Genomic DNA, 12,714 nt, shown 5'->3' with positions numbered 1-12,714 from the left:
TGTGTCCCACTTCATCCTGATGTTGACCGAAAACGACGCGACCGTCAGCGACGCGATTGCAAACTACGACAGCCTGCGTGACAGCCCAGTCCGCTATGTCGGCTTCAAGGATGTCGGCTTGCCCATGGGAGACTTGAAAGAGCTCGCCCGGCGCATCCGCGCCGATGGCCGCAAAGTCATGCTGGAAGTCGTCGCAACAAGCCGCGAAGCAGAGCTGGAATCGATCGACGCGTCGCTCGCGATCGGTGTCGACTACCTGCTTGGAGGCCGCCACGTTGAAGACGCGCTGCCGCTAGTGCGTGGCTCGGCAATCCGGTATTTTCCGTTCGTCGGCCGCACTGTTGGTCATCCGACCGTGCTCGAAGGGACGATGAACGAAATTGTCGAGGATGCGCGCCGCATCGCATCGATGCCCGGAGTGCATGGTCTTGACTTGCTTGCGTACAGGTTTGCCGGCAAGGACGATCCGGCCGAGCTGGCAAGGCGTGTTGTCGACGCGGTCGACGTGCCCGTGATCGCCGCAGGCAGCGTCGACCGCGAAACGCGTGTGAAGGCGATGATTCACGCGAACACGTGGGGCTTCACTGTAGGCAGCGCGCTTTTTCAGCAAGCTTTCGTCGACCGACGCCTGTCGGCGCAGATCGATACGATCTTCCAGATCGAAGGCGTGACCGCGTAGCGGTCGAGCGGGGCTTCTCGACGCTGATCCGCGCAGACGCCGTATTTGCGGTGCCTCCCGCGCCAACCTTTGATCTTGCGGACGATGAGGTTTGCAGCCTTTCGCGCCGATGTTGGCGGCGAGCCCGATCTTAGTGCACCATTGCCGTTGTGACGGTATCGAGGACCACGTCCGGACGAGCCTGTCGATATCAACGCCTGTATCGCGCTCACTGTGTCCGCGATTTATCAAACAAGGCGGGCGCTGATCTTCCGGTATATTCCGACAACGGCCGTCACCTGCCGGTCATGATTTTCGGCATAGCTGCAGGTACCGACGCCACATGACTGGGCGGAAATACCGTCCGCACAAGGCTCGAACCTGCAGGTTGACAATCGAGTGGGACTAACTGCGTCTGACAGTGTGCCGCATGTGTTTTCCGCCTGCACTTTTGGATAGCTCATCAGTAGAGACCAATACTGGTCGCCGATGTAGTGAAACTGGGAAGCCCATGCCAATGCTCGTCGACGCGCATTCTCATTTTCGTGCTGCCGACCATCATCTACGCACGGCGGTCTACCTCATTTCGGCCCAGGAAGATCGGCTCACGCGATACAGGGCTGCTGGTCTGGATATCCGACTGCCCGAGCAACTGCTATCCACGATGCAGTCAACTCTTCGTAGCTTCCTTGTTCATCGTCAGGCAATTTGCGATGCGATCGGATCTGAACGTCGATCATTGGGCTCGATGACGGAGCGCGCCCGCCTCGGAGCAGTATCTCGTCCGAGACGCAGAACCGGACGGCCGAAGCTTGCCTCAAAGCCGCCATCGACCTCCCCGCCGCTTGAGCGGCCGGAGAGGGTCGACTGCGGAAGTTCGGCACAGCAAAAGGAACAGGGAATCGCCGGTAGCCGACGGGCTTCCGGATTCATTGGGGGAGGGGTGTTGGACGCCATCCAGCACTGGCGTCCTCAGACGTTCCTGGCGTCGTTTCGCTAACAACGGAAGGGGATCTGCGCCCCGTGTTTGCTGATCGCTGGTTGCTCGACTCCCGGTGGCCAGTCGTGTGTTTCATGAGGCGTGTGCCGCGTATCTGCTCCACTGGGCATCGCGTTAACGTGTTCAAAACCCTTGGGTAAGTAATTGATTTTATTGAGACGGAACAGGACGTTTTTACACCCGTTTCAGTGTGTTGGTGTGCGAAACAAGCTATTGATTTCCAAACGATTTCGGCGATTCTCGGGCCTCTAGCACTTCGCTAAGGCGTTTAACGCCTGATACCGGTCGACCGGGTCAAAATCCGATCGCCGCGGACACGGCTTAGCGGTCGAAACAAGGCGCTTCGACCCATGCCCGACCATCGCCTTGGCTCGCGTGCGGCTGTTCTGTACCCGATCAGCGTTGCTCGTGGCCGGCCAAATGTTCTCGCGCGGCGTGTCGGCCTCCGGATTTTTCACGAACTGTGGCAGTAGCTTTTCACCCATCCGGCACGGTTTGCGTTTTCAGTGGCAGCCGACAACACGGCCATTTCGGCTTACCATGGTCAGCATAGGATCGGTAGGCTGCGCTGCGCACACTGCCAGGCCGACAACGTTGCGGCTAACGGAGCCAGCGCGCGGCAAGCAAGGATCGCCCACGATGCGGACACGAAGTGTGAGTCAGGGACGGCGCGATTTTCTTCGCAGGTCTGCCGCAGTGCCGTCCACGTTGCTGCTGTTGGCCCTCGAACATGCATATGGGCGGCCCGGCGCAGTTTCAGCTACGCCCGCCTGCACCGAACACGAACCGACCCGGCAGCAGACGGCAGGTCCGTTTTTCCTGCCGCACTCGCCGCAACGCGCATCGCTGCTCGAACCGGGCATCAATGGAACGAAGATCGTCCTGACCGGACGGGTGTATTCGACGCAATGCAGCGCTGTTCCCGGGGCTTTGCTCGATTTCTGGCACGCCAATGACGCCGGCGAGTACGACGTCGAGGGGTTCCGGCTACGCGGCCACCAATTCTCCGACCGCGAGGGATGCTACCGCCTTGAGACCATCGTGCCGGGGCTATATCCGGGACGCACACGACACATTCATGTGACGGTGCGGCCGCCCAACGGGCCGATCCTGACCACCCAACTGTACTTTCCGGGCGAGCAGCGCAATGCTCGCGATTCCCTGTTCGATTGGCGGCTATTGATGACGATTGACAACGACGGCGAGCGAAAGGCGGCCCAGTTTGATTTCGTCCTCGCGCTCACGTAGCGCAAGTGGTTGTGAAGCCGGGGTGTATCGAGAGTAAGGGACGACGTGATCCTGGAAGTGTTATCTGGCACCAACCTGGTTGACTCCGTAGCGACGATGACAAAAGCCAGGTCGCCGGGAGCAGCATGGAGAACCGCTCTATCGGCCAAAGATCCGCCCTTGATTCTCCTGGTTGTAGAGCGTCAAGCGTGAAGTCCGGCCGAACGACAATTATCTTGTTGCGTCGTGTCAGCGGGGTAATTGGTCGCCTCTCAGTACCGCTCAGTTCTTGCTATGCCCCTTCGCAATATTGTGCGGGCAGCAAGACAGTGATCGTCAAGCTGGAGGCCCATCCGCTCAGCAAACTCGGGCGCCTTCAGGAGTGGATCGGAGGCCCGCTTTGCGAGATTGCTCACTTGACACGGGGCCCGCTAATGGGTGTTCCTTCTCACCCACCGGTTCCAGATGAGCCGGAACTGCCGCTGATATGACACGGATGAGCGCACGGTACTGATGTCGACGCGGCCGCGTTGACCGCGGCATGACATGCTCTGGGCGATCCGCAGCGAATGCACCGACAGAGAATCAAGGGGTTGCGCGCCTGCAGCGCGATGCGCAGGCGACAGCACGGCGCGCCTGCGCATCGCGCACCGAGGTCGGCGTCCAGCGCTGTGATGTCAGTGTTCCCGCAGGTCCGTCACCGGAGTGGGGCACTAACCCGGGCTGGCAACGCGCGCAATGATGAACGACGGCGGCAGGTCGTGTGAAGTGGTGGATGACGTGCCGGATTGTTCTGATTCTTCTCCGTGACTCTTCCCGGCAGAGGCGGACGGCCGGACGACCAGCACGGGAATATTGCTGTGAGCGAGGACCTTTTGCGTTTCACTGCCTAACAGCAAAGCGCGCACACCGCCACGACCGTGGGATGACATCACGATGAGATCACACTTGCGCTGCGCGGCAACGCTAATGATGGCCTCATAGGGGTGAGCCCGCGTGGTCGCTACCACTTCGCATTCGACCCCGGCCTCGGTGGCGGATTTCGTCACTGTGCCAAGATAGTCGTCTGCGTGTTGCCGGGCGACCTTAAGGAAGTGCTCCTCGGTATCCGTGAGCATTTCCGGACCGTACGCGAAAGCGTGAAATTCCGGGATGACGTGGACAGCGGTGACCTTGGCTCCACTCTCCCTGGCGAGCGATACGCCCATCCGGATGGCCTCTTCCGAAAGTGTCGATCCGTCGGTCGGCACAAGCAGATGCTTGAACATGGCTTTCTCCCCGCGGCCAGGCTCACACGCCATGACGTTCCATTCAAAGCCTGCCGCCTGAACCGGGAACGTCTTCTTCGAGTATAGTCAGCCCGATGCAAGCTTGGCGGGCTGTTTGTTTCGTGTGCGGCAAACTGGCACGGCGCCAGTTGCCGAACTTCCGGTATCGTGATCCGCTGTCCAGTTTCCAGTTTCCAGTTACGCGCAAGATGCAGAGTCGCTTGCGGACCATTCAGCGACCGCTTTCATCGACAGTACCCATGCGCTAGAACGCGCGTTGGTTCAGGCAAGCATGCGTCCCGAGTGTCTTTGCAACAACAACCGATCATGACGCCCGTCAAGTTTGTTCTCAGCTACACAGCCGTGCCCTTGATGGCGATTGTCGCTGTCGCGACCTGGGCGTCGCTTCATGTCTCCGCGGAAATCGATGCGCGACAGTACGCGTCGCTCTCGGCATCCTATGCAAGTTTTCCGCCGGATCTCAGGCGCAGTATTGCAGAAGCGATGAACTCGGGGACGGTCAGCAAATCCGATTATTCTTCGCTGGTACGCCAGTCGCTCGACGATGGCGTTGTCCTCGACTGGCCAGCGAGGGAGAGGGCTGATGTGGCACGCGAGCGAGCGAAACTGGCTGCGCTCGTCAAGGCCGAGGGGATCCAGGCATCGTCGCTGAGGGAATAGTCAGCACGGGATCTTCACACGGGAATTCATGTCGCCGCCCGACTTCACGTATTGTCGCTCGTTGCTGCGGTCTGCTCTAGCGGCCAAACGGGATCCCAGTCGGGTGGATCCAGCCGATCCAGTTCGCAACGAGGATCGAGAAGAAAAGCGTAATCGACAGCCCGACACGCGTCGCCAACGACCATACCATCCGTTGGGTCTTACCCCGATCGCGCATCATGAAATACAGCGCCGAGACCATGCTTGCGATAATCAGAATGAATGCGATGGGGACGAGAACGTGCATGAACGGCCTCTGATCAGACTTGAGCGGCGGCCGATGCCTGAGCCGCAAGATAGCGCATCATCGTAAGCGCTGCACATCAGCATACGCCGCGACGTGATGCCACAGTGTCGATAAGCGTGCAAGCTACCCGTCGCGCTGGATTTGCCGGGACACATGCGGTCGTGTGCGCCAGCCCTGCCAGCCTATCGGACGAGTTGCGTGATACTGTCCACGACTTCCGGTTGGCCAGCGTGAACACGTCTCCGGGATCCTGGCCATTGGAGATGGCGGCAAGCACGCGTCGCATGATCTTACCGGACCAGGTTTTGGGCATGCCGGGAACGATGACGACCCGATGGGGCTTCGCGATGGCGCCGATCCTGGCAAAGACGGTGTCCGAAACCTCTTGCGCAATCTCGGGCGTCGGCTCTACGCCCGGGCTTGAGCGCAACGTAGAGTTCGGGAGGGCCTTGCCCTTGATCTCGTCGGTGACCGGCACGACCGCCGCCTCGACGACGTCCGGCACGAGCAGTGCAGCCGACTCGATTTCCTTGGTGCCGAGACGGTGGCCCGCGACGTTGATCACGTCGTCGTTGCGTCCAAGGATGGCTGGTCCATACTCGCGCGGCTTTGCCTGATCGCGTGTCATGATCCGAAAGAGGTCTGCTTCAGCAACATGCTGCCGGGCGGGCGGTTGTACTGCCTGCTGCACATCGCGATACTCTGGAAGCGATTCATGTCGACCATCCCCGCCTAGCCGCCATGCGCAATGGAAAACACCTGCCCGGACGGCGACAGCAACGTCTGCGCGGCCTGAGGCGACGAATGTCCGAGCGCGACTGACGACGATCATGCCGGTCGTGTCGTCAAGGATGGCAACGGCAATGTCCTTGCTGATGGCGATTCTGTGGTGCGCATCAAGGATCTGAAGGTCAAGGGGTCATCGGTCACGCCGAAGATGGGGCGCGAAGGTCGAAAGCATCCGTCTTGCGGGCGGTGATCACGAAGTCGACTGCAGGATGGAGGCGGATGGCTTCATGCTCAAGGCTCGCTATCTGCGTGAGGCCTGACAGGCCTCCGTGCGACGTCTTCGTGGCGTAGTGCCAGCGTCGCACGTCTGCCGCGACGGGAGTTACCGTTCAGGCGATCTTCCGATGCGGTCGCGCCCCCTGCGTGCTCCGTGTCGCGGATCAACTGTCGCCCGACCCGGGACGACGTCAGGTCCTGCGCGGCACCGTTGCTCGAACGCTGCCTTCTTGACAGGATAGGTCAGGACAGTCGGTCGGGCGCTTCTCGCTTCCATGTTCCAGGGCGCAGAGATGTTAGTCAGGTTATAACGCGAGCACGGGCGCCGATGCTTTGCTCATGGCCGGTTATCATCCTGCGGCGCGCGTGACAGCACTTCAGTCCTGTTTCCGGTTTCGCACAAAGTCCTTTCCGGCCGCCGTGATGGAGATGCCGCCGCGGCCGTTCGCCGCGTACGCCACCATCCCGGCGCTGATCAGTTCCCGGGTGACCGACCAGCCGAGCGCGGGCGTTTGCCGGCCATAGCGAACCTCGGCCAGGCGTTCGAGCGCCCAGCGCGCCGAATTGGACAGGGTCTCCGGTTTCGGGTTGATCTTGTCCGTCATGTTTCCTCCTTCGAAGGCAATGTGCAAATCCAGCGCGCAGTCTGACTGTCATGCGGACGAGCGGGTTCAGACCGCGAGCGGTTCAGCGGACCGGCGCCAGTCATAGCTCGCGCCAAGGCCGATCCGTACGGCCGCCTCCACGAGATCGACCGTGTGCTGATGGGCGAGACGGGATGCGCGCTCGATCAGGATTTCGGGGGCAGGCAGCGGATGCCTCCTTTTCCCTGCAAACACGATCATGTTCATCGCGCTGCCCTCGGCGGGTGCAGGCGTCACCGATGGGCCAAACACGTCGCACAGCGCGGCCAGATAGGACTCCATATGCGGATCGTCGCTGACGAAGTTGGCGACGAGCACGCCGTCCTCATTCAGATGGCGATGGCAGGCTTCATAGAAGCCACGGCTGCCCAGCTCACGGGGTAGCCCGTCCGCCACAAAGCCATCGAGCACAAGAACGTCGGACCGGTTTTCCCCGCTGGACACGAAATGGGTGCCATCGGCGCAGAGCACCGTGAGCCGGCCATCATCCGGCGGGATATGAAACCGCTCGCGCAACGCAATGACTTCACGATTGATCTCGACCGCAGTAATGCGGGCGTTGGGCAGATGCCGGTAGCAGTATTTCGCCAGCGATCCCCCGCCCAGTCCGATCATCGATATGTGTCGCGGGCCGGGATGGAGGAGCACAAAACCCATCATGGTGCGTGTGTAGCCGAGCGCCAGTGCGTCGGGGCGCTTGCGCAGCATGCAGCTTTGCACGCCGCGTGCGTCGAAGCACAGCAATAGCAGATGCTCCGTCTCGATCACCATCGGCACGTCGAGGTCGCCTGAATGCCGGCCCTTACGATGCGCTGGCCCGCCTCGGTGTTGACGGACAGACCCGGTCACGCGGACGGGTCGTCGCACAGCGAAGCCAGGGCGCGCAGCGCGTCCTCTTCGTCCGGGCCACTGGCCAGTATCTGTACGGCTGTGCCGGTCCGTGCCCGCAGCGATGCGATGGACATGACGTCCTTCGCATTTCCCCGACGACCGTTTGCGACCAGAACGATATCGCTCTCGAACCGGCACGCGGTGCGGGCGAGTGCCTGTCCGGCGACATCGTGTCCCTGCCGGTTCCATTGCCGGCCGATGTCGACCCATGCTTCTGCCACGATGTTTCCCTTCAGAAATGCCTTCCAATACCACGTGCGCGATGTGGCCCGCCTCTCAATGCATCAGGCCGGCGAGCACCCGGGCGAAGAACGCGCGTAACCTGCTGTCCCACACATCATCCTGCAAACTGATCGTGACGATGTCGAGCAGTCCCATGTCGTGATCCAGATGGATCATCTCCGTACCCTGGCAGGGCTCTTCCATATTGTAATGAAAATATCAGATTATGCACATATCATTAACATATAATGTGCATGCAGTATCGCGTCGAACGTGATATCGCTGGAGACAACGCGGACCGTTCCGGCCTCTCTCCGCTTTGGACCACATTGATGCGCTGCTTATCGGCAGCGGTGCACAGCGGACGCTCCCGCCTTCCTTTGATTTTTCAGCTAACGCTGTTCCGGGATAGGTGGCTCTGTGCATGACAACCGCGACTTCCTACAATTGAGGTGACAAGGCGTCGTCCGGTTGCGGGTTGCGGAACACGCCTGTAATCGATGCGGCCGGTTGTCCGCATTCGTTTTCCGCTTCATGTCGCCATTCCAGCGGTGGTCTGAAACAGATTTTTTTGAATGAGGTGCGCCAGGAGGGAGGGACTGCCATGGAACTGAGTGTAGAACGTGTCGATGTCTGGGCGGCCACCATCGAGGACAAACCGGGCGGGCTTGCGCAGGTATTGGGTGCCTTGCGGGATGCTGGCGCGGACCTGCAGTTCGTCGTCGCACGCCGCACGCCGGAATCACCGGGCAAGGGGGTCGTGTTTGTCGCACCGCTGCAGGGTGATCAGGAGATCCATGCCGCCACGCAGGTGGGGTTCAACGTCACCCCGAGCCTTCACTCTGTCCGGGTGATGGGTCTGGACCAGCTGGGAATCATCGCGGAATTGACCCAGAGGCTCGCTGACGGGGGAATCAACCTCCGCGGCGTGTCAGCCGCGGTACTCGGCTCACAGTTCATTGCCTATCTCGCGGTGGACTCGCTAGACGACACCAATCGGGCGATGGACATCCTGCAGAGGGCCTGAGGCACCGCGTCAGGCTTCGCCTGCAGTACGCTTGCGCCCAGCGCCGCTGGCGCCAGCGTAGGGAGCCAGCCAGACCGGTTGTCCGACTACAGCCGCAGGTATTGGACGAGGTGTGGGGCAACTGGACGTCGGGGTCATCGGGGTCGGGCTGACTCGCGACAACCAGATCGGCGTACTGGACGTGCAGCGGCACGACGGCATTCGATGCACCGCCGGGGTCACGCCACTCGGCCTCGATCGCAGCGCCGGTGGCTGCGTTCGCGAAATGCCGGGCCAGTTCATCGCGAATCGTGTGCTGCCGATGTTGCCGCTCCAGCACGGGCCCAGTGTCCGCGCCGTAGAAGGAGTGCCGCTCGATGCTGCGCGCCTGATACCGGTCGACCGGGTCAAATTCCGATCGGCGCGGACACGGCTCAGCGATCAAAACAAGGCGCTTCGACCCATGCCAGACTATCGCCCTGGCTCGCGTGCCGCTGTTCTGTATCCCGAAAGGAGCCATTGATGTGGCGCTCGCTCGGGCGGCTGTTTCGGGTCGAACTGGGCCCGTGGAGCTTTGCGTCAACGAGAAGGGCGCGTCATGCGCCCAAGGCCGCCGTGACGTTGACACGCGGAGAAATCGGGAAATCGCCAGAGGGCGACTGGCTCAAAGCCAGGTGCCGCCCTGACGTTCGTTTGGCTCTTCCGTGAGGGCGTCGAATCCGTGAATCCAGTCCAGGTGATGCAGCAGGCTGTCGCGTGCGCCGAGGCGGGCGTTGCGCGCCAGCGCGGCCGGACCGTCGGGCAGATGCAGTACGTCCGCAGTGGCGATCGACGCGTACTGCACCTTGCGCGTGCGGCCCCTGCGAAGGCGCTCGTAGGTTTCCTGAGCCTCGCGCCAATTGCCAGGACCTGCCTTGCCCAATTGCGCGGCCAGCACCACGGCATCCTCGATCGACTGGTTGGCGCCCTGGCCGTGATGTGGCACAAGTGCATGCGCGGCATCACCGATCAGCGTCACGCGGCCCTTGCTCCAGCGGCCAAGCGGGGGACGATGGAACAGGCCCCAGCGCTGACTGATCGGCACGGCCGTGACCATCTGCACGACGGCGGGATGCCAGTCCCTGAACAGGCGCAGTTGCTCGCCCTCGCTGGCTGGCATGACCCAGTCGCGTAACGGCCACGGCGATGGATGACGCTCGACCAGGAGGAAATTCTGGTCGCCTTTGTCGCCAATTGGATAATGCAGCAGATGGCCGCCAGGTCCGACCCAGAACTGGATGGTCTCGGGATCGGGCAGCAGATCCATGCGCTCGGCCGGCACCACGCCGCGAAAGCCCGAGCAACCCGAATACAGGGCGTCATCATAGCCAAGCATCCAGCGCCGCGTGATCGAGCGCGCCACGTCGGCGCCGATCACAAGGTCGACGTCGATCCGCTGACCGTTATCGAAGGTCAAACTCACGCGATCGGGATGCTGCGCGAGATCGACGAGCCGATGGCTGAGCTTGATGCGCTCGAGGCCGACAGCCCTGGACAGCGCCGCCTGCAGATCGGCACGATGAATGCCCCAGTATGAGCCGCCGAACTGCTCGCGATAGCTGGGTGCGCCACGATGATGGCCGATGACTGCACCGCTGCGCCCGTCGCGATAGATAAGGCCAGGTACCTCCGCGCAGACCTTTTCGAAGGCCGGACGTAGTCCCATGCGCTCATAAAAGCGCGTCGCGTTGGCCGAGAGCGCGACGGCCGCTCCCACCTCGCGCAACTCGTCGGTCTGCTCGTAGAGCTGCGCATCGATCCCGTGCTCGCGCAGCGCGAGCGCAAGCGTCAGGCCGCCGATGCCGGCGCCGACAATAGCAATCTTCAGGTCCATCTGCCGCATGAATGTGTCTCCGATATCCAGTTCGCGTTGCTCTGGCGCGCACCGACGGCGCGTCGAATGCGCGAGCCATGTCAGTATTTTCAACACTAGACCTTCATCCCTCAATAAGATGGAATGAATGTGCTTCATCACTGGATTGAATGAGCACGGTTATGACAGAGACATGGAACTGAGTGATATCGATCTCAATCTGCTGGTGCTCTTCCAGCGGCTGATGCAGGAACGGCGCGTGGCGACTGTCGCCGAGCAGATGAAAATGAGCCAGCCCGGCGTCAGCAATGCCCTTGCCAAGCTCCGCCGCCGGATTGGCGATCCGCTGTTCGTGCGCGGGCCAGGCGGCGTAGTTCCGACCCCGTTCGCGCTGCGTCTGGCGGAACCGGTCTCGCAGGCACTTGCCACCCTGCATGCAGCGCTCAATCCCGTGTCCGGCTTCGATCCGCTACGCGCCATGCGTACGATGACGATCGGCATGACCGATATCGGCGAAGTCGTGTTCCTGCCTGCGCTGCTTGAGCGACTGTCGCGAGAAGCGCCGGGCGTCGCACTCAATACAGTCCGCAACTCAAGCGTCAATCTAAGCAGCGAAATGGCCACCGGCCGCGTGGATCTGGCCATCGGCTTGCTGCCGCAACTCAAAGGTGGCTTCTATCAGCGCCGCCTGTTCGATCAGCGCTATGTCTGTCTGTTCAGGCACGGCCATCCGCTCGAGGATGCGCCGCTCACGCTTGCTGCCTGGCGCGAGGCCGAGCACCTGGTAGTTGTGTCGGCCGGCACCGGCCACGGTCAGGTGGACGAATGGCTGAAACGGCGCGGTGTATGGCGTCAGGTGCGACTGACTGTGCCGCACTTCATGAGCGTCGGCTTCATCCTGCAACGCACTGATCTGATCGCTACGGTGCCGGAGCGACTTGCCCTGCAACTGGCCATCCCGTTCTCGCTCAGCCTGCGCGCGTTGCCATTGACACTGCCCGCCGCGCCGATCCATCTGCTCTGGCACGCGCGAGCGCACCAGGACGAAGCCAATCGCTGGCTGCGCGGTGTGGTGATCGATCTGTTCACGGACACGGGAACGCAGGCGCGCAAAGCAAGGTCCGCACAAAAGAAACAATAGATTTGGTCGAATGGCCCAATCTGTTTCGATCACGGGCGATCACGCGAACTCAATGCACGTTTGACCGGATTCGGGCCACTTTCGGTCATTCGGGCGCATGCGCGAATGGACAGCCACCTGTCCCGTCCACGCACAAGACCCGCCATTCGAGTTTTCACCGCCAAATACAGAAATATCCCTTTATCGGCTCCGGCATGCAGTTTTACACCTGGACGATTTCCGAGGCCGCCGCTCGCAGCGCGAGGACATAACTCTGAACGCCGAACCCGCAAATCTGCCCTTTGACGATATCGGCGAACACCGAACGATGCCGGAACGGCTCCCGCGCATGAATGTTCGACATGTGCACTTCGACGACAGGACATGTGAGGATGGCCAGCGCATCGCGGATCCCGTAGCTATAGTGCGTCCACGCACCGGCGTTGATCAGCACCGCGTCCTGATGCTCCTCGAACGCGTGATGGATGCGCTCGCACATCGCCGCTTCGCTATTCGTCTGGAACGATTCCGCCAGCACGCCGAGTTCTTAGCCCATCGACTGCAATTGCCCATCGATATCGTCCTACGTGATCGTCCCGTATAGCACGGGGTCGCGCTTGCTGAACATGTTGTGATTGATGCCATGAAGCATCAGGACCTTCTTCACATGCGTCTCCGTAGCAAGTTCAATCCAGCGGCACGGTGAGCCTGTCGATCACGGCGCGCGTCCGGGGACGCACGCCGCGCCACCATGCGAACGCTTCCGCTGCCTGCTCGACCAGCATGCCCACACCATCTGCGATGCCGCGCACACCAGCATTGCGTGCGAGCCGCAGGAATGGCGTGAGGCGCTT

The 12,714-nt window shown here is 61.5% G+C and carries 13 protein-coding genes and 3 pseudogenes; 7 read left to right on the top strand and 9 right to left on the bottom strand.

Annotation, left to right across the window (positions count from 1 at the left end):
- Position 1 precedes the first annotated feature (1 nt).
- On the top strand, positions 2-679 hold the full coding sequence (locus tag GCT13_RS48785) for a beta/alpha barrel domain-containing protein (RefSeq protein WP_321574921.1): 678 nt from the start codon (positions 2-4) through the stop codon (positions 677-679).
- Between the two features lie 1,633 nt (positions 680-2,312).
- Entirely contained in the window at positions 2,313-2,906 is a 594-nt protein-coding gene (locus tag GCT13_RS39725; protein ID WP_321574920.1) for a dioxygenase family protein, read from the top strand.
- 692 nt (positions 2,907-3,598) lie between these two features.
- Here the strand turns inward: GCT13_RS39725 and GCT13_RS39720 are convergent.
- Positions 3,599-4,153, bottom strand: a complete 555-nt coding sequence (locus GCT13_RS39720; RefSeq protein ID WP_152767381.1) for a universal stress protein — start codon at positions 4,151-4,153, stop codon at positions 3,599-3,601.
- 327 nt (positions 4,154-4,480) lie between these two features.
- Here GCT13_RS39720 and GCT13_RS39715 point away from each other — a divergent pair, with 327 nt between their 5' ends.
- Complete coding sequence (locus GCT13_RS39715) at positions 4,481-4,834, top strand: hypothetical protein (protein ID WP_152767380.1); 354 nt, start codon at positions 4,481-4,483, stop codon at positions 4,832-4,834.
- A gap of 76 nt (positions 4,835-4,910) precedes the next feature.
- On the opposite strand, the gene GCT13_RS39710 is transcribed toward GCT13_RS39715, so the two are convergent.
- Together GCT13_RS39710 and GCT13_RS39705 are read right to left on the bottom strand one after the other, a co-directional pair.
- A complete protein-coding gene (locus GCT13_RS39710) occupies positions 4,911-5,120 on the bottom strand; it encodes a twin transmembrane helix small protein (RefSeq protein ID WP_152767379.1) in 210 nt (69 codons plus the stop codon).
- A 76-nt stretch (positions 5,121-5,196) separates the two neighbouring features.
- Positions 5,197-5,748, bottom strand: coding sequence for an AMP-binding enzyme (locus GCT13_RS39705; RefSeq protein ID WP_152767378.1), 552 nt, complete (start codon positions 5,746-5,748; stop codon positions 5,197-5,199).
- Positions 5,749-5,868: 120 nt separating this feature from the next.
- On the opposite strand from GCT13_RS39705, the pseudogene GCT13_RS39700 reads away from it, so the two are divergent.
- A pseudogene (locus GCT13_RS39700) lies at positions 5,869-6,169 on the top strand (zinc ribbon domain-containing protein YjdM).
- Positions 6,170-6,502: 333 nt separating this feature from the next.
- Here GCT13_RS39700 and GCT13_RS39690 read toward each other — a convergent pair.
- The 3 genes from GCT13_RS39690 to GCT13_RS39680 form a co-directional block, all read right to left on the bottom strand.
- Positions 6,503-6,730: a hypothetical protein gene (locus GCT13_RS39690; RefSeq protein ID WP_152767377.1), complete on the bottom strand. Its 228-nt coding sequence runs from the start codon at positions 6,728-6,730 to the stop codon at positions 6,503-6,505.
- Between the two features lie 66 nt (positions 6,731-6,796).
- Entirely contained in the window at positions 6,797-7,540 is a 744-nt protein-coding gene (locus GCT13_RS39685) for a fused MFS/spermidine synthase (RefSeq protein WP_152767394.1), read from the bottom strand.
- A 74-nt stretch (positions 7,541-7,614) separates the two neighbouring features.
- A complete protein-coding gene (locus GCT13_RS39680) occupies positions 7,615-7,881 on the bottom strand; it encodes an HPr family phosphocarrier protein (protein WP_321574919.1) in 267 nt (88 codons plus the stop codon).
- Positions 7,882-8,486: 605 nt separating this feature from the next.
- Here GCT13_RS39680 and GCT13_RS39675 point away from each other — a divergent pair.
- Positions 8,487-8,909, top strand: coding sequence for an ACT domain-containing protein (locus GCT13_RS39675; protein ID WP_152767375.1), 423 nt, complete (start codon positions 8,487-8,489; stop codon positions 8,907-8,909).
- Positions 8,910-9,021: 112 nt separating this feature from the next.
- Positions 9,022-9,411: a hypothetical protein gene (locus tag GCT13_RS39670; RefSeq protein ID WP_152767374.1), complete on the top strand. Its 390-nt coding sequence runs from the start codon at positions 9,022-9,024 to the stop codon at positions 9,409-9,411.
- A 141-nt stretch (positions 9,412-9,552) separates the two neighbouring features.
- Here GCT13_RS39670 and GCT13_RS39665 read toward each other — a convergent pair whose 3' ends face one another.
- The gene (locus GCT13_RS39665; protein WP_152767373.1) at positions 9,553-10,770 is read right to left on the bottom strand and encodes an FAD-dependent monooxygenase; all 1,218 of its coding nucleotides are present in this window, start codon (positions 10,768-10,770) and stop codon (positions 9,553-9,555) included.
- Positions 10,771-10,933: 163 nt separating this feature from the next.
- On the opposite strand from GCT13_RS39665, the gene GCT13_RS39660 reads away from it, so the two are divergent.
- Positions 10,934-11,881 carry a LysR family transcriptional regulator gene (locus tag GCT13_RS39660; protein WP_152767372.1) on the top strand — a complete coding sequence of 316 codons (948 nt, stop codon included), beginning with the start codon at positions 10,934-10,936 and terminating at the stop codon, positions 11,879-11,881.
- A gap of 202 nt (positions 11,882-12,083) precedes the next feature.
- On the opposite strand, the pseudogene aroQ reads toward GCT13_RS39660, so the two are convergent.
- Positions 12,084-12,527: pseudogene (aroQ, locus tag GCT13_RS39655) on the bottom strand (type II 3-dehydroquinate dehydratase).
- A gap of 19 nt (positions 12,528-12,546) precedes the next feature.
- Positions 12,547-12,714, bottom strand: a pseudogene (gene aroE, locus GCT13_RS39650) (shikimate dehydrogenase); the annotation flags it as partial.

The sequence above is a fragment of the Paraburkholderia franconis genome (genome assembly GCF_009362735.1).
Taxonomy (GTDB): domain Bacteria; phylum Pseudomonadota; class Gammaproteobacteria; order Burkholderiales; family Burkholderiaceae; genus Paraburkholderia; species Paraburkholderia franconis.
This window is presented reverse-complemented; position numbering and strand designations above follow the sequence as displayed.

Bases quoted from the DNA above. Each gene is read 5' to 3' on its own strand.
- GCT13_RS39705 (WP_152767378.1), bottom strand. From the start codon at position 5,748: ATGACACGCGATCAGGCAAAGCCGCGCGAGTATGGACCAGCCATCCTT.
- GCT13_RS39715 (WP_152767380.1), top strand. From the start codon at position 4,481: ATGACGCCCGTCAAGTTTGTTCTCAGCTACACAGCCGTGCCCTTGATG.
- GCT13_RS39685 (WP_152767394.1), bottom strand. From the start codon at position 7,540: ATGGTGATCGAGACGGAGCATCTGCTATTGCTGTGCTTCGACGCACGC.
- GCT13_RS39720 (WP_152767381.1), bottom strand. From the start codon at position 4,153: ATGTTCAAGCATCTGCTTGTGCCGACCGACGGATCGACACTTTCGGAA.
- GCT13_RS39665 (WP_152767373.1), bottom strand. From the start codon at position 10,770: ATGCGGCAGATGGACCTGAAGATTGCTATTGTCGGCGCCGGCATCGGC.
- GCT13_RS39660 (WP_152767372.1), top strand. From the start codon at position 10,934: ATGGAACTGAGTGATATCGATCTCAATCTGCTGGTGCTCTTCCAGCGG.
- GCT13_RS39710 (WP_152767379.1), bottom strand. From the start codon at position 5,120: ATGCACGTTCTCGTCCCCATCGCATTCATTCTGATTATCGCAAGCATG.
- GCT13_RS39675 (WP_152767375.1), top strand. From the start codon at position 8,487: ATGGAACTGAGTGTAGAACGTGTCGATGTCTGGGCGGCCACCATCGAG.
- GCT13_RS39690 (WP_152767377.1), bottom strand. From the start codon at position 6,730: ATGACGGACAAGATCAACCCGAAACCGGAGACCCTGTCCAATTCGGCG.